At 58.6% G+C, this 19,271-nt stretch carries 14 protein-coding genes; 8 read left to right on the top strand and 6 right to left on the bottom strand.

Features of this window, described 5'->3' with window-relative positions; genetic code table 11:
• The first annotated feature begins 90 nt into the window (after positions 1–90).
• The 8 genes from rplA to HMPREF3011_RS08920 all read left to right on the top strand — a co-directional run bounded on the left by rplA (position 91) and on the right by HMPREF3011_RS08920 (position 13,365).
• Complete coding sequence (gene rplA / locus HMPREF3011_RS08955) at positions 91–795, top strand: 50S ribosomal protein L1 (protein ID WP_016422044.1); 705 nt, start codon at positions 91–93, stop codon at positions 793–795.
• A gap of 254 nt (positions 796–1,049) precedes the next feature.
• Positions 1,050–1,682: a hypothetical protein gene (locus HMPREF3011_RS08950; protein WP_038627615.1), complete on the top strand. Its 633-nt coding sequence runs from the start codon at positions 1,050–1,052 to the stop codon at positions 1,680–1,682.
• A gap of 387 nt (positions 1,683–2,069) precedes the next feature.
• A complete protein-coding gene (gene rplJ, locus HMPREF3011_RS08945) occupies positions 2,070–2,582 on the top strand; it encodes a 50S ribosomal protein L10 (protein ID WP_038627617.1) in 513 nt (170 codons plus the stop codon).
• Between the two features lie 124 nt (positions 2,583–2,706).
• On the top strand, positions 2,707–3,090 hold the full coding sequence (gene rplL / locus HMPREF3011_RS08940) for a 50S ribosomal protein L7/L12 (RefSeq protein WP_038627619.1): 384 nt from the start codon (positions 2,707–2,709) through the stop codon (positions 3,088–3,090).
• 223 nt (positions 3,091–3,313) lie between these two features.
• A complete protein-coding gene (locus tag HMPREF3011_RS08935; RefSeq protein WP_070841399.1) occupies positions 3,314–4,279 on the top strand; it encodes a cell envelope lipid trafficking protein PgfA in 966 nt (321 codons plus the stop codon).
• 435 nt (positions 4,280–4,714) lie between these two features.
• Positions 4,715–8,203, top strand: coding sequence for a DNA-directed RNA polymerase subunit beta (locus HMPREF3011_RS08930; protein WP_038627624.1), 3,489 nt, complete (start codon positions 4,715–4,717; stop codon positions 8,201–8,203).
• Between the two features lie 148 nt (positions 8,204–8,351).
• Complete coding sequence (locus HMPREF3011_RS08925) at positions 8,352–12,323, top strand: DNA-directed RNA polymerase subunit beta' (protein ID WP_005509745.1); 3,972 nt, start codon at positions 8,352–8,354, stop codon at positions 12,321–12,323.
• 316 nt (positions 12,324–12,639) lie between these two features.
• On the top strand, positions 12,640–13,365 hold the full coding sequence (locus HMPREF3011_RS08920; RefSeq protein WP_049180772.1) for a type 1 glutamine amidotransferase: 726 nt from the start codon (positions 12,640–12,642) through the stop codon (positions 13,363–13,365).
• A gap of 86 nt (positions 13,366–13,451) precedes the next feature.
• Here HMPREF3011_RS08920 and HMPREF3011_RS08915 read toward each other — a convergent pair whose 3' ends face one another.
• The 6 genes from HMPREF3011_RS08915 to HMPREF3011_RS08890 all read right to left on the bottom strand — a co-directional run bounded on the left by HMPREF3011_RS08915 (position 13,452) and on the right by HMPREF3011_RS08890 (position 19,049).
• On the bottom strand, positions 13,452–14,279 hold the full coding sequence (locus HMPREF3011_RS08915) for an urease accessory protein UreD (RefSeq protein ID WP_049180773.1): 828 nt from the start codon (positions 14,277–14,279) through the stop codon (positions 13,452–13,454).
• A gap of 2 nt (positions 14,280–14,281) precedes the next feature.
• A complete protein-coding gene (gene ureG / locus HMPREF3011_RS08910; protein WP_141737478.1) occupies positions 14,282–14,917 on the bottom strand; it encodes an urease accessory protein UreG in 636 nt (211 codons plus the stop codon).
• A 63-nt stretch (positions 14,918–14,980) separates the two neighbouring features.
• Positions 14,981–15,688, bottom strand: a complete 708-nt coding sequence (locus HMPREF3011_RS08905; protein WP_038627626.1) for an urease accessory protein UreF — start codon at positions 15,686–15,688, stop codon at positions 14,981–14,983.
• 9 nt (positions 15,689–15,697) lie between these two features.
• Positions 15,698–17,824 carry an urease subunit alpha gene (gene ureC / locus HMPREF3011_RS08900; RefSeq protein WP_083327078.1) on the bottom strand — a complete coding sequence of 709 codons (2,127 nt, stop codon included), beginning with the start codon at positions 17,822–17,824 and terminating at the stop codon, positions 15,698–15,700.
• The gene (locus tag HMPREF3011_RS08895) at positions 17,811–18,740 is read right to left on the bottom strand and encodes a hypothetical protein (protein ID WP_049180775.1); all 930 of its coding nucleotides are present in this window, start codon (positions 18,738–18,740) and stop codon (positions 17,811–17,813) included. Before HMPREF3011_RS08895 ends, ureC begins: the two co-directional genes overlap by 14 nt.
• Positions 18,741–19,049, bottom strand: coding sequence for an urease subunit gamma (locus HMPREF3011_RS08890; RefSeq protein ID WP_038627628.1), 309 nt, complete (start codon positions 19,047–19,049; stop codon positions 18,741–18,743).
• Between the last annotated feature and the right edge of the window lie 222 nt (positions 19,050–19,271).

Here is a 19,271-nt window from a genome sequence, read left to right as displayed (position 1 = left end):
TTAGCTGCACCTTCATCAAGTGGTAGGGCCAGCTTCGGCCCGCTAAACACCACAATCCAACCATTTCACTTAATTGAGATTGGACTTTTCATGAGCAAGAACTCTAAGGCATACCGCGCCGCCGCCGAGAAGATCGACGCCGGCCGCATCTACTCTCCACTCGAGGCCGCTAACCTGGCCAAGGAGACCTCCTCCAAGAACTACGACGCCACGATTGACGTTGCTATCCGCCTGGGCGTTGACCCGCGCAAGGCTGACCAGCTGGTTCGCGGCACTGTCTCCCTGCCGAACGGCACCGGTAAGACCGTTCGAGTCGTCGTTTTCGCCGCTGGCGAGAACGCCACCAAGGCTGAAGAGGCCGGCGCTGACTTCGTCGGTTCCGAGGAACTGATCGAAAAGATTCAGGGTGGCTGGACCGACTTCGATGCTGCAATCGCGACCCCGGACCAGATGGCCAAGGTTGGTCGCGTGGCTCGTATCCTCGGCCCGCGTGGTCTGATGCCGAACCCGAAGACCGGCACCGTTACCCCGGATGTCGCTAAGGCTGTCACCGAGATTAAGGGCGGTAAGATTTCCTTCCGCGTTGATAAGGCTGCAAACCTGCAGGCTGTTATCGGTAAGGCTTCCTTCGACGCCGAGAAGCTGGCCGAGAACTACGGTGCGCTTATCGACGAGCTGATGCGTCTCAAGCCATCCGCTGCTAAGGGTAAGTACCTGAAGAAGATCACCGTCTCCGCCACCAATGGCCCGGGCATCCCGGTTGACACCAGCGTGATCAAGGACTACACCGCCTAAATCAGCATCAGCCGATAGGCGAGTGTGCTCTTCGCAAGTCGCTCGAGGGTGACTCAGAGCCAAGCTCTTTAAAACCGCCGCCACGCGCACTTTCTCCCGGTGTGTGAGGCGGCGGTTTTGCATTCTCATAAGGGATACCGATAGCGCGGTGGGGGTTTGGGCGCGGTAGACGTCGTAAAGCGAATTGCTAATCCAAAGAACTAATCGAGCCGAAATGGACTCACAGCCAAAGTTTGTTGCTTAAAATCGCGACTATGACGTTGATTTTGGAACCCGAAGAAGGGCTGGAGGCGCTTGGCGAGATTAATCGCCTGGCGCAGCTCGACGACGGTTCCGGAATTATTGAACCGCAGCTCATCTCGTACCTCGACTCGTTGGGCGACGACGCCTATGACATGCCTTGCCTGCGCATCGCGGGGCAGACGCTGCTGGGCGAGGTACTGACGGGGCTAGGGGAGGACGAGCGCGTAGCTGAGGTGCTTCGCCGCAATATCCAGGATTCTGTGGTGCTTGCGGGGATGAGCGAGGAGGAAGCTCTGCAAGCTCGGGCGGCGCAGGTCGTGGTCGTGCGGTTGCTGCGCATCATTGCGCGGATGGAGGCCGTGGAGCTTCGCAACGCCGTGGCGCAGCAGTGCCTGGCATCGCAGATCCCGCCGGTCGTGCGTGTGGCATTGACACTCACCGTGGATATTCTCGATGCCGCCAGGTTGGACGCGCATCCCGACGACATGGTGCGCGTAGTACTCGACTATGCAGACCAAGTGCTCTGGCTTGCCGACGATGACCTGAATGCGTACTTTGCCGAGCTCGAGATGATTGTGCAGCAACGTGAGAAGGACCTGGAGTTCGGCCGCTTTGGAGAGCCTGGTGCGGCGCGCTTTGGATAGGCGATTTGATTAATTGCCTGGGTCTGGTATAGAGTTTCTTCACGAAGTTTGACCGGCTTCCAATCGGCACCAACATTAAGTTGGGACGATGGAGGTTGGTACTCAAGTTTCACCGAAGACCGTCGGTCATTCGCTTTGAAAGAAGCGGATTGAAGGTTTCATTGTAGGAATACAGTGAGCGGCCCACGCAGGAGGACTTGGAAGCGCTTGCGCAGTTTGGCTTCACCTGCTGGCCCTGGGGTCGGCGGAGTTGAAGTGGAACATGCCAAAAGAATTGTGCGCCCCATCCTTGTGCGAGGATTGGGGCGTTTGTTGTATTTGCGCAAAAGAATCCTTCACTTGGCCGAGCGGAAAATTGCAAAGACCAGGAAGGAGGCGAGAGTACACATGGCAGCAAATACTGAGAAGATTGCAGCTGTTGCAGCGCTGAAGCAGGACGTCGAAGAGTCCAACGCTATCGTGCTGACTGAGTACCGCGGCCTGTCCGTTGCGGAAATCACGGAACTGCGTCGCGCCCTCGGTGCTGATGTTAAGTACTCCGTCGCCAAGAACACCATGATCAAGATCGCTGCCGACGAGGCAGGGATTGAGGGTCTTGATGAGCACCTGAACGGCCCGACTGCAGTCGCCTTCATCAAGGGCGAGGCTGTGGATGCGGCTAAGGCGATTAAGAAGTTCGCCGGTGACAACAAGAACCTCGTGATCAAGGGCGGCTACATGGACGGTGCTGCAATCGATGCAGCACAGTTCGAGGCTCTTGCGGATATGGATAACCGTGAGACCACGCTGGCAAAGCTGGCTGGTGCCTTCAACGGCGTTCTGGCGAACGTCGCTGGCCTGCTCGATGCTCCGACCTCCTCGGTTGCCCGCCTTGCAGCGGCACTCGAGGAAAAGAAGTAATCCCGAGCGGCTCGCGAACTACGCGAACTAAATCACGCGAAAAACTTTTAAATATCACTTTGACGGCTTCGACCCCAGGGATCTCTGAGGGGAGCGGCCGCACCACACTCATAGGAGAATATCCATGGCTAAGTACACCACTGAGGAACTGCTCGAGGCTTTCAAGGAAATGACCCTCGTTGAGCTCACCGAGTTCAAGAAGGCTTTCGAGGAAGAGTTCGACGTCACCGCTGCTGCTCCGGTCGCAGTTGCTGCTGCAGGCGCTGCTGGCGGCGAGGCTGCTGCTGAGGAGAAGGACGAGTTCGACGTCGTCCTCGAGGACGCTGGCGCTAAGAAGATCGGCGTTATTAAGGCTGTCCGCGAGATCGTCTCCGGCCTGGGCCTGAAGGAGGCTAAGGAGATGGTTGAGTCCGCTCCGAAGGCTATCCTGGAGGGTGCTTCTAAGGACGACGCTGAGGCTGCTAAGGCTAAGCTGGAAGAGGCTGGCGCAAAGGTCTCCCTCAAGTAATTCAGTTACTTGCTTCGGCCCCGGTAGTGGCCTAAAGCTGCCAATTCTGACCGCCAATTCTGGGCTTCTTGCCCGGGGTTGGCGGTTCTTTTGTTTCTGGGGCCTTTGCTAACCCACCTGACCCGGGCAAAACCTCACTAATCTCACCCGTCACAGGAAGTTGGGGCAAAAACCAGCCCACTCATTGTCTTGATTGCCCTTATTGGCCTGTAAAGTATCTAACATGCTCTCACGGCCGAGAATTCTGTCTATCCTTCTGTTGGGTCTAGGCACCGCACTGCTTGCTGCTGGCATCTTGCTGCCCAAAGTGCTCAATGTTGATCCCAAAATGCCGCTTGACCTGCCGCCGGTGTCGTACACCCTGCGGGCGGAAGACGGCGTGTCCACCAGGATTAACGAAGAAGGCAAGCGGGAAGAAGTGCACTCGCCGCTGCAGCGACAGCTCCACGGCGTGCTCATCGAACCCGCCGATGCGGACAAGGTTTCGCTCCGTGTCGGTGTGACTGAAATGCGTGAGCTTCCCCCGGAGGTCATGGGTACCGACCCGCTGACCGAGCTTATCGAGGCCAATATCTGGACAGTGACCATCGACCGACTCACCGGCGAGGCGCTGGCTCCTGCGACTCTTGTCGACCGCATGGCGGGCGTTCCACGATCAGTGGCTTTCGAGGGGAACTGGGTGAAGCTCCCGGCCGACACTGAGGAAAAAGAATACCTGATCTTTGATGATTTCCTCCACGATTCCCTGCCGGCAAAGTTTGTCGGGGAAGAGGAGCGCGGTGGCAACCGCATTCTGCATTTCCGTCAGGATATTGAGAAGACGAATCTCGCCCAGAAGTACCGTTCTTACGTCTCTCAGCTAACTCAGGATGACAAATCCGGGTTCCTCCAGTACCAGGGCACCCGTGATTTGTGGGTTGAGCCGAAGTCTGGCTCGGTCATCGATATGGCCGAGGACATCCACCTTTGGTGGGAGACTCGCGACGGCGAGCCGATCATGGACTACCTGCGCTTCAACGGAAAGATGGACGAAGGCCTTTCCAATCAGCTTCTCTTTGGCGCAATACAGAATTTCCAGCGCCCAGCTCTAGAGCCGAGGTCAATCGGTCTCATTACGTCCGGTTCGATTCTGGTATTCATCGCAATCGTGGGCATCGTGCGTCCTTCGACCCGTCGTAAAGCAGAGTAACGCTTTACGACGGCCATAGCGCCCAGGCCTCACCCTTTATATCGGTGACGGGTGAATGCGACACGCCCGATTTGTCAAGTTGTACTAGACAACTACCAGTTTTTGATATAGGCTAAATCGTTGCGCTGGAATTAGTGTATCTGTCGCCAGCTCTTTTATAGTTTGCGCTCGGGGCTCGGGGCTATTATTTAGCACCGTTTTTCGTGCATCTAGCTGTTAAAGGAGTTGCCGCGGCGCCGCCGTTAGGGCTCGGGGGCTCGCCTTTTAAAGGCTGGTCTTGGGGGCCAAGCGGCGGGGGAATCACTTTCGTGTGTGACCAAAGGTTAGACGCAAAGTATCCCGGTGCGCAACAGAAATAATTCCTGCAACTTGAATCGCGTATAAACCAAGCGGGCGGAGCGCACCACCGGTTGCCGGTGTGCTTCACCGCGTGAGGTGCTGGAAGGACGCATCTTGGCAGTCTCCCGCCAGACCAAGGCAGTAACCGGTATTCCCGGAGCTTCGAAGAGGTACTCGTTTGCAAAGATTCAGGAGCCGATTGCGGTTCCTGGTCTGCTCGACCTGCAGCGTGAGTCTTTCGCATGGCTCATTGGCACGCCTGAGTGGCGCGCTCGTCGCCAGGAGGAGCTCGGAGAAGACGCTCGGGTTACCAGCGGTCTCGAAGATATTCTAGAAGAGCTCTCTCCGATCGAGGACTACTCCCAGAAGATGTCCCTGACGCTGTCGGACCCATGGTTCGACTCCGTCAAGAACACCGTGGATGAGTCCAAGGATAAGGACATCAACTACTCGGCTCCCCTCTACGTCACCGCGGAGTTCACCAACCGCGAGACCGGTGAGATCAAGAGCCAGACTGTCTTCATCGGTGACTTCCCGATGATGACGGACAAGGGTACGTTCATCGTCAACGGAACTGAGCGTGTCGTTGTTTCTCAGCTGGTGCGCTCTCCGGGCGTCTACTTCGATGAGACCATCGACAAGTCCACCGAGCGCCCGCTGCACTCGGTGAAGATTATTCCGTCGCGCGGTGCGTGGCTGGAGTTCGACGTCGACAAGCGGGACACCGTCGGCGTTCGTATTGACCGTAAGCGTCGCCAGCCGGTCACGGTTCTGCTGAAGGCTTTCGGCTGGACCACTGAGGAAATCAAGGAGCGCTTCGGCTTCTCTGAGATCATGATGGCCACCCTGGAGAAGGACGGTGTTGCAAACACCGACGAGGCTCTGCTGGAGATTTACCGCAAGCAGCGCCCGGGTGAGCCGCCGACGCGCGAGTCCGCGCTGGCTCTGCTGGAGAACAACTTCTTCAAGCCGAAGCGCTACGACCTGGCCAAGGTCGGTCGCTACAAGGTCAACCGCAAGCTGGGCCTGGGTACTGAGGTCTCTGGCGAGATGGTCCTGACCGAACAGGATATCGCTACCACCATTGAATACCTCGTGCGCCTGCACGACGGCGAGAATGTTATGACCTCGCCGGAAGGGGTCGAGATCCCGGTTGAGACCGACGATATCGACCACTTCGGTAACCGTCGTCTGCGTACCGTAGGCGAGCTGATTCAGAACCAGGTTCGCGTGGGTCTGTCCCGCATGGAACGCGTGGTTCGTGAGCGCATGACCACTCAGGACGTGGAGTCGATCCAGCCGACCACTCTGATTAACGTGCGCCCGGTCTCCGCGGCTATCCGTGAGTTCTTCGGTACTTCCCAGCTGTCCCAGTTCATGGACCAGAACAACTCGCTGTCGGGTCTGACCCACAAGCGTCGTCTGTCCGCACTGGGTCCGGGTGGTCTGACCCGTGACCGTGCTGGTCTCGAGGTTCGAGACGTTCACCCGTCCCACTACGGCCGCATGTGTCCAATTGAGACCCCAGAGGGTCCGAACATTGGCCTGATTGGTTCGCTGTCCTGCTACGCACGCGTGAACCCGTTCGGTTTCATTGAGACTCCGTACCGTCGCGTCCGCGATGGTGTCATCACCGATGAGGTCGACTACCTCACCGCTGATGAGGAAGACCGCTACGTCGTTGCGCAGGCCAACACTCCGATCGACGAGAACGGCCACTTCGTTCAGGAGACCCTGTCTGTTCGTAAGAAGGGTGGTGACGTCGAGTCCGTCCGCGCTGATGAGGTCGACTACCTCGATGTTTCCCCGCGTCAGATGGTCTCCGTGGCTACTGCCATGATTCCGTTCCTCGAGCACGACGACGCTAACCGTGCCCTGATGGGTGCGAACATGCAGCGTCAGGCTGTGCCGCTACTGCGTTCGGAGGCTCCGTTCGTCGGTACCGGTATGGAGCAGCGTGCTGCTTACGACGCGGGCGATGTCATTGTCGCTTCGGCCGCCGGTGTGGTCGAGACCGTGTCGGCAGACTTCATCACCATCATGGACGATGAAGGCCAGCGCCACACCTACCTGCTGCGCAAGTTCGAGCGCACCAACCAGGGCACCTGCTACAACCAGAAGCCACTGGTTGACGAGGGCCAGCGTGTTGAGGCCGGCCAGGTCATCGCTGACGGTCCGGGTACCGACAACGGTGAGATGGCACTTGGTAAGAACCTGCTCGTGGCATTCATGCCGTGGGAAGGTCACAACTACGAGGACGCCATCATCCTGAACCAGCGCATGGTTGAGGAGGACATCTTGACCTCGATTCACATCGAGGAGCACGAGATCGACGCCCGCGACACCAAGCTGGGTCCGGAGGAAATCACCCGTGACATCCCGAACGCGTCCGAGGAGATGCTGAAGGATCTGGATGAACGCGGCATCGTCCGCATCGGTGCCGACGTTCGCGACGGTGACATCCTGGTCGCTAAGACCACGCCGAAGGGTGAGACTGAGCTGACTCCGGAGGAGCGCCTGCTGCGCGCTATCTTCGGCGAGAAGTCCCGCGAGGTCCGTGACACTTCCATGCGTGTTCCGCACGGTGAGTCCGGCAAGGTCATCGGCGTCCGTGTCTTCTCCCGTGAAGACGATGACGACCTGGCACCGGGTGTCAACGAGATGGTCCGCGTGTACGTTGCGCAGAAGCGCAAGATCCAGGACGGCGACAAGATGGCAGGTCGCCACGGTAACAAGGGCGTTATCGGCAAGATCCTGCCGCAGGAGGACATGCCGTTCCTGCCGGACGGCACCCCGGTCGACATCATTCTGAACACCCACGGTGTTCCGCGTCGTATGAACATCGGCCAGGTCCTCGAGGTTCACCTCGGCTGGCTGGCGAAGGCCGGCTGGAGCATTGAGGGCGACCCGGATTGGGCTAAGCGTCTTCCGGCCGACCTGCACGACGTTCCGTCCGACTCCCTGGTTGCAACCCCAGTGTTCGACGGTGCTGAGAACGAGGAACTCGCTGGTCTGCTCGCGTCGTCCCGCCCGAACCGTGACGGCGAGGTGCTGGTCAACGCTGACGGTAAGGCCACGCTGTTCGACGGCCGCTCTGGCGAAAAGTTCCCGTTCCCGGTTTCGGTGGGCTACATGTACATGCTGAAGCTGCACCACCTGGTCGACGAGAAGATTCACGCTCGTTCCACCGGTCCGTACTCCATGATTACCCAGCAGCCGCTGGGTGGTAAGGCTCAGTTCGGTGGTCAGCGCTTCGGTGAGATGGAGGTGTGGGCAATGCAGGCATACGGCGCTGCCTACACCCTGCAGGAGCTGCTCACCATCAAGTCCGATGACGTGGTTGGCCGCGTCAAGGTCTACGAGGCAATCGTGAAGGGCGACAACATTCCGGATCCGGGTATTCCGGAGTCGTTCAAGGTGCTTCTGAAGGAACTGCAGTCGCTCTGCCTGAACGTTGAGGTCCTTTCGGCCGACGGCGTTCCGGTTGAGTTGGGCTCCTCCGACGATGAGGAACTCGACCACGCGACCGCTTCCCTCGGCATTAACCTGTCCCGCGATGAGCGTTCCGACGCTGACTCCGCATAGTTTCTCGCTTAACGACGAAACATTGCGTGAGTATCAGGGTCGGGAAGCCCTAACTCGCGAATAACCCAACACAGACGACAACGTACAAAAACCTCCGCAGAGAATTTGGTTTCCGCATTACTTCGATGCGGAGGGAAAGGGAAAACAGGTGCTCGACGTCAACAACTTTGACGAGCTCCGGATTGGGCTCGCTACCGCCGACGACATCCGCCGCTGGTCTCGCGGTGAGGTCAAGAAGCCCGAGACGATTAACTACCGTACGCTGAAGCCGGAAAAGGATGGCCTTTTCTGTGAGCGTATCTTCGGCCCGACCCGTGACTGGGAGTGTGCTTGTGGTAAGTACAAGCGCGTTCGCTTCAAGGGCATCATCTGTGAACGCTGTGGCGTTGAGGTGACCAAGTCGAAGGTTCGCCGTGAGCGCATGGGCCACATTGAGCTGGCCGCTCCGGTCACTCACATCTGGTACTTCAAGGGTGTGCCGTCCCGCCTCGGCTACCTGCTCGACCTGGCTCCGAAGGATCTGGAAAAGATCATCTACTTCGCTGCCAACATCATCACCTCCGTGGATGAAGAGGCTCGCCACAACGACCAGGAAACCCTCGAAGCAGACATGCTCGTGGACAAGAAGCTGGTTGAGGACGATCGTGACCAGGAGCTGGCCGAGCGTGCCCAGACCCTGGAAGAGGATCTGGCTGAACTCGAGGCAGCGGGTGCCAAGGCTGATGCCCGTAAGAAGGTTCAGTCCGCAGCCGAGCGCGAGATGCGCCACATCCGTGAGCGCGCCCAGCGCGAGCTGGATCGTCTCGACGAGATTTGGAACACCTTCATCAAGCTCGAGCCGAAGCAGATGATTATCGACGAGGGTATTTACACCGAACTCGTCGACCGCTACGAGGATTACTTCACCGGTGGTATGGGTGCTGAGGCTATTCAGACCCTGATCCGCAACTTCGACCTGGCCAAGGAGGCCGAGGAGCTGCGCGAGATTATTCGCGACGGCAAGGGACAGAAGAAGATGCGCGCCCTCAAGCGCCTGAAGGTTGTCACTGCATTCCTGCAGTCCGGCAACGACCCGGCCGCTATGGTGCTCGACTGCATTCCGGTGATTCCGCCGGAGCTGCGCCCGATGGTGCAGCTCGACGGTGGCCGCTTTGCGACCTCGGACTTGAACGACCTCTACCGTCGTGTCATCAACCGAAACAACCGCCTGAAGCGCATGATTGACCTGGGCGCTCCGGAAATCATCGTCAACAACGAGAAGCGCATGCTTCAGGAATCCGTTGACGCACTGTTTGACAACGGACGTCGTGGCCGCCCGGTCACTGGTCCGGGTAACCGCCCGCTGAAGTCCCTGAGCGACCTGCTCAAGGGCAAGCAGGGTCGTTTCCGTCAGAACCTGCTGGGTAAGCGTGTTGACTACTCCGGCCGTTCGGTTATTATCGTCGGCCCGCAGCTGAAGCTGCACCAGTGTGGTCTGCCGAAGCTGATGGCTCTTGAGCTGTTCAAGCCGTTCGTTATGAAGGAGCTCGTGGCCAAGAGCTACGCGCAGAACATCAAGAGCGCGAAGCGCATGGTTGAGCGTCAGCGCCCAGAGGTGTGGGACGTCCTCGAAGATGTCATTACCGGACACCCGGTCCTGCTGAACCGTGCACCTACGCTGCACCGCCTGGGTATTCAGGCGTTCGAGCCGGTCCTGGTTGAGGGTAAGGCAATTCAGCTGCACCCACTGGCATGTGAGGCTTTCAACGCCGACTTCGACGGTGACCAGATGGCAGTTCACCTGCCGCTGTCCGCTGAAGCACAGGCCGAGGCTCGCGTCCTGATGCTGTCCTCGAACAACATTCTGTCGCCGGCTTCCGGTAAGCCGCTGGCTATGCCGCGTCTGGATATGGTCACTGGCCTGTACTTCCTGACACTGGAGAAGCCGGAGCTGCCGGGTGGACACCAGGATGCCACCGAGGACGCACCGGAGCAGGGTATTTACACCAGCCCGGCCGAGGCCATCATGGCTTACGACCGCGGTGCAATTGGCCTGCAGAGCCCAATTAAGGTTCGCATCAGCCACCTGCGTCCGCCGGCCGAGATTGAGTCCGAGCAGTTTCCAGATGGTTGGAACAAGGGCGATACCTGGCTGGCTTCCACCACGCTGGGCCGCGTTATGTTCAACGACCTGCTGCCGTGGAACTACCCATACGTCGAAGGCGTTATGGCTAAGAAGCCGCAGGCTGCGATCATCAACGACTTGGCTGCCAAGTACCCGATGATTACGGTCGCTCAGACCGTCGACAAGCTCAAGGATGCTGGTTTCTACTGGGCTACCCGTTCTGGTGTCACCATTGCTATGTCTGACGTGCTGGTTCTCCCGAACAAGCGTGAGATCCTGAACGGCTACGAAGAGAAGGCCGCCACGGTGGAGAAGAAGTTCCGCCGCGGTAAGCTCTCGGCCGCTGAGCGTCACGAGTCGCTGGTTAACCTGTGGAAGGCTGCGACGGCTGAGGTCGGTGAAAAGGTCGAGGCTCTGTACCCGGATGACAACCCGATTCCGATGATCGTGAAGTCGGGTGCTGCCGGTAACATGGGCCAGATTCACTCGCTGGCCGGCATGAAGGGCATGGTTACGAACCCGCGTGGTGAATACATCACCCGCCCGATTAAGACCTCCTTCCGCGAAGGCCTGTCGGTTCTCGAGTACTTCAACAACTCGCACGGTTCCCGTAAGGGTCTGGCCGATACCGCGCTTCGTACCGCTGACTCGGGTTACCTGACCCGTCGTCTGGTCGACGTTGCACAGGACGTCATCGTTCGCGAAGAGGACTGTGGCACCCACGACGGTGTCGTTGTCGAGATTGGCGAGGATGTTCTGGACGCAACCGGCAACCCGACCGGCGAGATCCGTCGTGCGAAGTACGTCGAGACCGCCGCGATTGCTCGCGTACTGGCAGCAGATGTCACCGACGCTGAGGGCAATGTCCTTATCGAGGCTGACACCGACCTGAACGACGACCACATCACCCTGGCTCTCAGCCACGGTGTCAAGGAAGTCAAGGTCCGCTCGGTTCTGACCTGTTCCACCGCAACCGGTGTCTGTGCCAAGTGCTACGGTCGTTCGATGGCAACCGGCAAGCTGGTCGACATCGGAGAGGCTGTCGGTATTGTCGCTGCGCAGTCCATTGGTGAGCCGGGTACCCAGCTGACCATGCGTACGTTCCACCAGGGTGGTGTCGGTGGCGACATTACCGGTGGTCTGCCGCGTGTCCAGGAGCTGTTCGAGGCCCGAGTGCCGAAGAACAAGGCTCCACTGGTTCGCGAAAACGGTCGCGTGCGCCTGGAGGAGGACGAGCACTTCTACACGCTCACCCTCATCCCGGATGCCAACAGCGAGGACGAGGTCGTCTACGACAAGCTGTCCAAGCGTCAGGGTCTGGCTGAAATCACCGTCGATGGCCGTCGTCGCGCCATCCGCGATGGTGACCATGTGGTTAAGGGGCAGCAGCTGCTCAAGGGCGCTGCCGATCCGCACGAGGTCCTCGAGGTCCTGGGGCGCCGCGGTGTCCAGCGTCACCTCATTGAGGAAGTCCAGTCGGTCTACCGTGACCAGGGTGTGGCCATTCACGACAAGCACATCGAGGTTATTGTCAGCCAGATGCTGCGCCGCGTGATTGTGTCCAAGCCGGGTGACTCCGACCTGCTGCCAGGCGCATTGGTCGAGCGCTCCACGGTCATGGCTAAGAACCGCGAGATTGTTGCCTCCGGCGGCAGCGTCATCGAGGGCCGTCGCGTGCTGATGGGTATTACCAAGGCATCGCTGGCCACCGAGTCCTGGCTGTCCGCGGCCTCCTTCCAGGAGACGACGCGCGTGCTTACCGACGCCGCTATCAACAAGCGCTCGGATAAGCTCATCGGCCTGAAGGAGAACGTGATCATCGGTAAGCTAATCCCGGCTGGTACGGGTATCTCGCGCTACCGCAACATCACTGTTGAGCCGACTGAGGAAGCTGCCCGCCAGGCAGCCGCACCATTTGCCTCCTTCGGTGAGGGCTTCTACGGTGCCGAGGACACCTACGGCATCGACCAGGTTGGTTCCGCAGTTCCGCTGGATGACATCGGAACCTTCGAGTAAAAATCAATAGCTTTGCGGCCGCGGCTGGGGGTGGCAATCCTTTGAGATCCCCCAGTTCACCGCTGAGCAGAGCCACGCTCCTAACAGGGCTTACTGGTTAGCAATACGCGGTTAACCGAGCCCGACATTAGGCGGCAACCCAAAAATTCCCCCGACACCACAGTTGGTCAGTTGTTTTTAAACAGCTAGCCAAAAGGTGTTGGGGGATTTTTTGCTATTTACTTAAGTAATTTGCTATTGAAATGCGTAATTTGTGGCTACAATAAACAGTACGTTCGTACGGTAGACATAGCAGCGCGCATGAGAGGTGCCCGCCATGACTGAAATCACCATCATCCAACCCGATCCGACAGTCCCCATCGGCCGAATCGCACCATGGCTCGAAGAAATCGGAGCAACGTACACCACCGTCCGCTTATGTCGCGAACCAGTTCCGGCAATCACTGACTGCGGCGAGGGCATTATCATTCTGGGCGGCGCAATGGACGCCCTCAATGAAGAAAAGGCACCGTGGCTGCCCGCACTACGCACACTGCTTGACGACGCTCTTACCACCCACATTCCCGTTATCGGTATCTGCCTCGGACACCAAATCATTGCCAATTGCTTTGGCGGTACGGTGACAGTGGCAGCACCTGGTCAAGGTCAAGAAGGCGCAGCGGAGGTCACGTTGACCTCGGAAGGTGCGTGCGATCCACTTCTCGGTGCGCTACCTACAACCTTCGAGGTGGCAGAGTCCCACTTTGACGCAGTCGATGTACTCCCACCGCAGGCGACGTTACTGGCCACTGGTGAGCCATGCCCCGTCCAAGCCTTCCGGCTTGGCAGCATCGTCGGTGTGCAGTTCCACCCAGAGGCCACCCCAGAGTTAGTGGAGGAATGGTCAAAGACCAATGGCACGGATTCGGAGGCGATTGTGGCCAAGCTCCGAGCCGTCGATAAGCAGGTGGAAGCCAATGGGCGTGCGTTGATTGCGGCATTCGTCGAGCAGGTGGGTGCCAATCAGCCCAAGCGTGCCTGCAGTGTTGATGCGGGTGTCTAAGCAGGCTGCCTGATTAGACACAGCACGCACCCCGGGGCCGCGGTGGGGGCGGGAAAGCAGATGACTACCGCGGCACTCGCGACGTGCTACATCTTGCGCAGCGAAAACGCCGGTGCATTAAGGACTATGCGCCGCGCTAGATTCCAGTAATCATGTTGAGCGTCTGTTACATGCTCGATTGAATTGCCCATGAACCTGGCCCAGATGCCAAGGCCATCGGGAAGTGAAGACGCGCCGATAAGCGGGGCAGTGTCGCTGTGTGGATAGTCCTGCCAAGAGGTAAGGACATCGTCGACAAGCGGTGGCGAACATATGACCCAGAGGTTTGCCCAGGCGCGGTAGTTGCCATGCGCGATGGGCGAGGAGAGGTCGCGTTTGCCGAGATAGTGAGCCTTTTCGATAAATGCGGGAACACTGTCGTGCGCGTGTAACTCTGCACGCAGATCAATCTCGGCGGCATCGTGGAGCTCTCCGTGAGCGACGCGACCAGCGGTAAAGCAGTCGCCGACAATTGCAGTAGCACCGGGGGAGACAGTCACCTTTGTGTGCTGGCGGAAGTGGCAATCACGCGAAGGAATTGCCGGGTCCGGCAGGTATTCGAGGACGGCATCCGGCTCAACCGTGAATTCAGTCAGCTGTTCGGCGTAGCCGCTGGTCATTGAGTGCACTCGAGTAGCCGCCTGAGAGGTGACAATCGCATGTGCGCCACTTCGAACCTGTATCCGCTGGCGAACATGGTCGCCCTGGGCGAGACCGCCGCCGGTGGCACGAATATAGACCACGTGGGCATCGGGGAAGGACGGGTCGGAATGGAGAATGCGCCCCAGAGACAGCGGTGCACGAACACGCCGGGTACCGGGGCCAGCAGGCAGAATCTCCAGGTCGAGTAAGCCGTCCTTGCCAGGTCGTAGCATGGTTATGCCTGGTCAGAGGAGGAATCAACCGACGCAGACTTCGCCGCAGCCTCAATGAGATCGGCGAACTCCGCAATGCCGGAGCCGTCTAGACAATTGGTCAGCATGACCGGCTTGTCAGAGCGCACGGCAAGCGCATCAGTGTGCATCTGGTCCACATCGCAGCGGACATAGGGCGCGATGTCAATCTTGTTAATGACAAGAACATCGGAGTCCGTGATGCCAGGGCCACGCTTCTTCGGCATCTTCTGCCCCTCGGCGGTATCGAGCACAAAGACAAATAGGTCCGCCAGTGCAGGTGAGAAAGTCAGCGTGAGGTTATCGCCACCGGATTCGTAGAAAACAATGTCGATATCTGGGTGCTCCTCCAGCAACTCGGCGCTGGCCATGAGGTTCATAGTGGGATCATCGCGCACCGCAGTGTGTGGGCACGAGCCTGTCTCCACACCGATAATGCGCGAGGAGTCGACCACGCCGTCCAGCGCCTGCCGGATGTGATGAGCATCCTCTTGGGTGTAGATGTCATTGGTAATGATGCCCGGTGTGAAACCACGGGAAATCAGCTCAGGTACGAGCGTTTCAATCAAGGCCGTCTTGCCGGAGCCGACTGGTCCACCAATGCCAACGTGAAAAACCATTGTCAAAAATTCCTTCTTAATAGTTAACTTGCTAGTTGCTTGTCAGAGGCCAAAAGCCGAGCTTTAGGTAATAAACAATCGGGCCGCCGCAGTCTCGTGGCGCGCAGAGGCAATATCTAACAGCGGCGTACAGGCACCAATATCGTCGGTGCCAATCGTCCGCGAAGTCTCAACAACCTCCGTGACCACTGGAGCCAGCTGTCGAATCAGACGCTGCGCACCGACAAAATCAGCCACCTGCAATCGCACCGCCGCTGATGCCACAGCAGAGACGAAACCAAAGGCCTCGGCCTGCGCCGCCTCATCGGAATCCAGTCCAGCGGACCGATGAATCAACGCCATCACCACCGGGCTGTGCCCATACGCCAAGCGGCTGGACGCATCCGGGCTGCTCACCGCTTTCGAATACGCGCGCAGGGTATCGTCGTCAAGCCCTAACTCACGCGCCATAAACAGCATCTGCTTGCCGACGCGCACGCTGCCCCTCCGCTGCGAAAACGTCGGTCGTGCCGCATGCACCATCGCGTCGATTCGCATTATCCCAGCGACCGAATCCTGCTCCCACGTGCGAAAATGCGCAGCCAGATCGACCGGCGCGAAGGAATAACGCAACATGTCCTCGGCGACGGTGGCAAGTGCTGCCTCGTCACGCTTGCCGACGATCCCCTCGGCGACCAGCCCCTCGAGACCATGCGACAGCGTATAGCGACCGGAGGGGAATGCGGTGTCAGACCACTGCAAGGCCTGGTAAAACGACGAAGTCAAGCTCATCACCAGAGCCTAGAAGAGATAGTGCAGGCGCGTTAGCGGAAGCTCCTGGGCAGGCTCGATGCTGACGGGCTCGCCATCGACGGTGACCACATAGGTTTCCGGATCGACGTCAATCTTGGCCAGAGTGTTGTTTCGCACCATGTTTGCCTTGCCAATTCCGCGGCAGTCCTTTACCGGCAGAACACGGCTTTGCAAACCGAGCTCTTCCGGCACACCGGCATCAATTGCGGCCTGGGACATGAAGGTAATGCGAGTAGCCGTGAGAGCGGAACCGTAATTGCCGAACATATTGCGGAAATAGCAGGGTTCAGGAGTCGGGATGGATGCATTGGGATCGCCCATTTGTGACCAGCAGATTACCCCGGAGCGCAGAACCACATCCGGTTTTGCGGCAAAGGAATCGATTGGCCACAGCACCAAATCCGCAATCTTGCCGACTTCCACCGAACCCAGATAGTCATCAATTCCAGCGGAAATGGCGGGATTGATGGTCAGCTTCGCCAAGTAGCGCAGGACGCGTTCATTGTCATCGCCATTGGTTTCATCAGCACCGGGAAGTGGGCCGAGCTGGGCGCGGCAGTGATGAGCAGTCTGGAATGCGCGCGTGAAGGACTCGCCGACTCGTCCCATCGCCTGCGAATCGGAGGAGAAAATGGAAATGATGCCCATGTCATGGAGCACGGTTTCAGCTGCGATGGTCTCAGGTCGAACACGCGAATCGGCAAAAGCGACATCTTCCGGCACCGAGTGGGAAAGGTGATGACAGACCATCACCATATCCAGCAGTTCTTCGGCGCTGTTGATGGAGTAGGGCAGCGTCGGGTTCGTCGAAGCCGGCAGAACATTCGGAATCGCCGTGACCTTCAAAATGTCCGGGGCGTGACCGCCACCGGCGCCTTCAGAGTGGAAGGTGTGGATGGTCTGGTCACCAATGGCTTTGCGCGTGTCCTCGAAGAAACCTGACTCGTTGAGCGTATCCGTGTGGATGGCCAGCTGAACGTCGTACTTATCGCAGATGTCCAGCGCATTGTGAATAGTCGCAGGTGTCGCGCCCCAGTCCTCGTGAATCTTGAGCCCGGCAGCGCCAGCGAGTAGCTGTTCAACCAGCGCGTCCGGCTGACTGCCCGAACCCTTGCCCAGGAAACCAGCATTGACCGGCAGACCCTCTGCCGCGCGCAGCATGGTGTGAATATGGAATTGACCAGGCGTACACGTCGTGCCCTTTGACCCCTCCGCAGGCCCGGTACCGCCACCGAAGAACGTCGTAATGCCGTTGGAGAGACCCTCTTCGGCCTGCTGCGGTGCCAGGTAGTGGATGTGCGTATCGATGCCACCGGCCGTCAGCAGTCGATGCTCACCGGCAATAACCTCGGTACCAGCACCAATGACCAGGTCGGGGTGAACTCCGTCCTGCGTATGCGGGTTGCCCGACTTACCAATTGCGACAATCTTGCCATCTCGCAGACCCACGTCTGCCTTGACGACGCCCAGGAGAGCATCAACAATAATCGCGCTCGTAATAACCGTATCGGGCGTGCCTTGTGCGCGAGTTGCCTGCGGATCTTGGGCCATGCCGTCACGGATGGACTTACCGCCGCCATAGATGGACTCGTCGCCGGGGAAGTTGGCCGTGTAGTCCTTCTCGATTCGAATGACCAGATTGGTATCCGCCAGCGGTACTACATCGCCGGTTGTGGGGCCGTAGAGCTCCGCGTATCTCGACGAGCTGATCGTCGTTTCCTCATCCGCGGCAACTGGCATCGGTTCTGCAGGCTCGTGCGCAAAACCGTAGTCGGCAATTCGCTGAAAGGCAGCTTCCCGAGTGGCTTCATCATCCAGCGGGCCCTCAGTCATCCCCGCGAAGCCGTGGATAATGCGGTCTCCACCGAAGTCGACCAGTGTGACCGTCTTGGTATCGCCGGGTTCAAAGCGCACTGCCAGGCCGGCGGGGATATTTAGGTGCATTCCCCAGGCCTGATAGCGATCAAAGCAAAGGGCCGCATTGGCTTCGAAGAAGTGATAGTGAGAACCGACCTGGATTGCGCGGTCGCCGGTATTGGCCACCTTTAGTCGCAGAGCGCGGCGGCCTTTATTCAGAACTATTTGTCGACAATCTGTGTTGTTACTCGGTTGCATCTGCATCGATATTTCCTAGGTCAAACTCAGTGTGGACATCTGCGCTGTGATGGTGGTGATGATGGTTGTGACCATGACCGTGACTGTGCCCATGCACGTGGCCGTGGTGATGATGACCGTGGCCATGCACGTGGCCGTGACTGTGTCCATGGCCGCCATCCTCCTCGCCGTGACTATGGGCATAACCGTGCTCATGATCGGCAAGTAATGCTGCCTCAATGCCGTCATCATCATGCGACTGCAAAAGATGCAGAGCGGTTTTAGCAGACTGGGAGATGGCCGTCGCCAGTGCAGTACTGGTGATGAGTGGTTTTTGATTCTCGGCTGTCTGCAAATCAGCGCGGATTACTGTGCTCCGACGGGTTGGGCGCAAGGACTCGTCGTCAAGCGTGGCTTTATACGGTGCCAGCGTCTGCGAGACGGATGGGTAGACATCGTCGAACGCGACCACTACATCGGCGCCAGAACTGTGCGTCCACGCCAGACGAGCGATACGGAACAGCTCCGCGTCCGCGAACGGATCGATGGCAGCGGAACATATGACCGCGATATCGTCGGCCGAGGTCTCGCGCCGGAGCGTTGCGCGTAGAAACGCCAGCGTGGTGGTGGCACCCAGCGGCGGTGCCGCGAGTGCAATGCGCACATTCGAGTGATTGCGCTTGAACCACTGACAAGTCTTGGCCGTGTCGGCGATGAGTGGCAGATTGCGGCCACTTGTCATGGGCATAACGACGATATGGAGATTCTCGGTGTCCTCGCGGCCCAAATCCGCCAGTGTGCTGCGCAGCTCGGTGCCTGTGGAGGTCACGATGGTCTGATCAAAAGTGTCGAGGCCCTCTACTGCGGTGGTGATGAACTCTGGGCTGGCATCGACTCCGCAGTGAGCGATGAGGATACGTGGGGTCTGGGCTGCCATCTATTTGCCGCCAATTGGGTCATGGACGGATACGAGCTTTGTGCCATCGGTGAAGGTGGCCTCGACCTGTACCAGCATGATTGCCTCGCGGACACCATCGAGGACATCGTCAGGTCCGAGTACCTCGGTGCCAATGGTCATGGCTTCGGACACGGTCACACCATCTCTGGCGGCTTCGACGACGGCATCGCTAATCAGTGCTACTGCTTCGGGCCGGTTGAGTTTTAGACCGCGGTTCTTTCGTCGCTCGGCGACACGAGCTGCAAGAAAGAGCATGAGTTTATCTTGCTCGCGCGGGGTGAGGCGCATGTGTTACCTGCCTAACTGCTCAAAATGTGTGCTCATTGAGACTCAACGCCAGTTCGTACTATATCTGATTTCACAGCAAATAATTGCTGCACTACCGAATCATGACTGGTTACTTGCAGGCTATGCCTAAGCCAGCCGTATGGGTTTTCGGCGCTGAGGCAGCAATTTGCTGGGCAGCATTACAGCTGATGACCGGCCTATAGTTGGGCGGCTGGTGTGGGG

It is taken from the genome of Corynebacterium sp. HMSC074C04, from assembly GCF_001838295.1.
GTDB classification, from domain to species: domain Bacteria; phylum Actinomycetota; class Actinomycetes; order Mycobacteriales; family Mycobacteriaceae; genus Corynebacterium; species Corynebacterium amycolatum.
The sequence above is the reverse complement of the archived record's forward strand: the minus strand, read 5'-3'. Positions and strand labels throughout refer to the sequence as shown.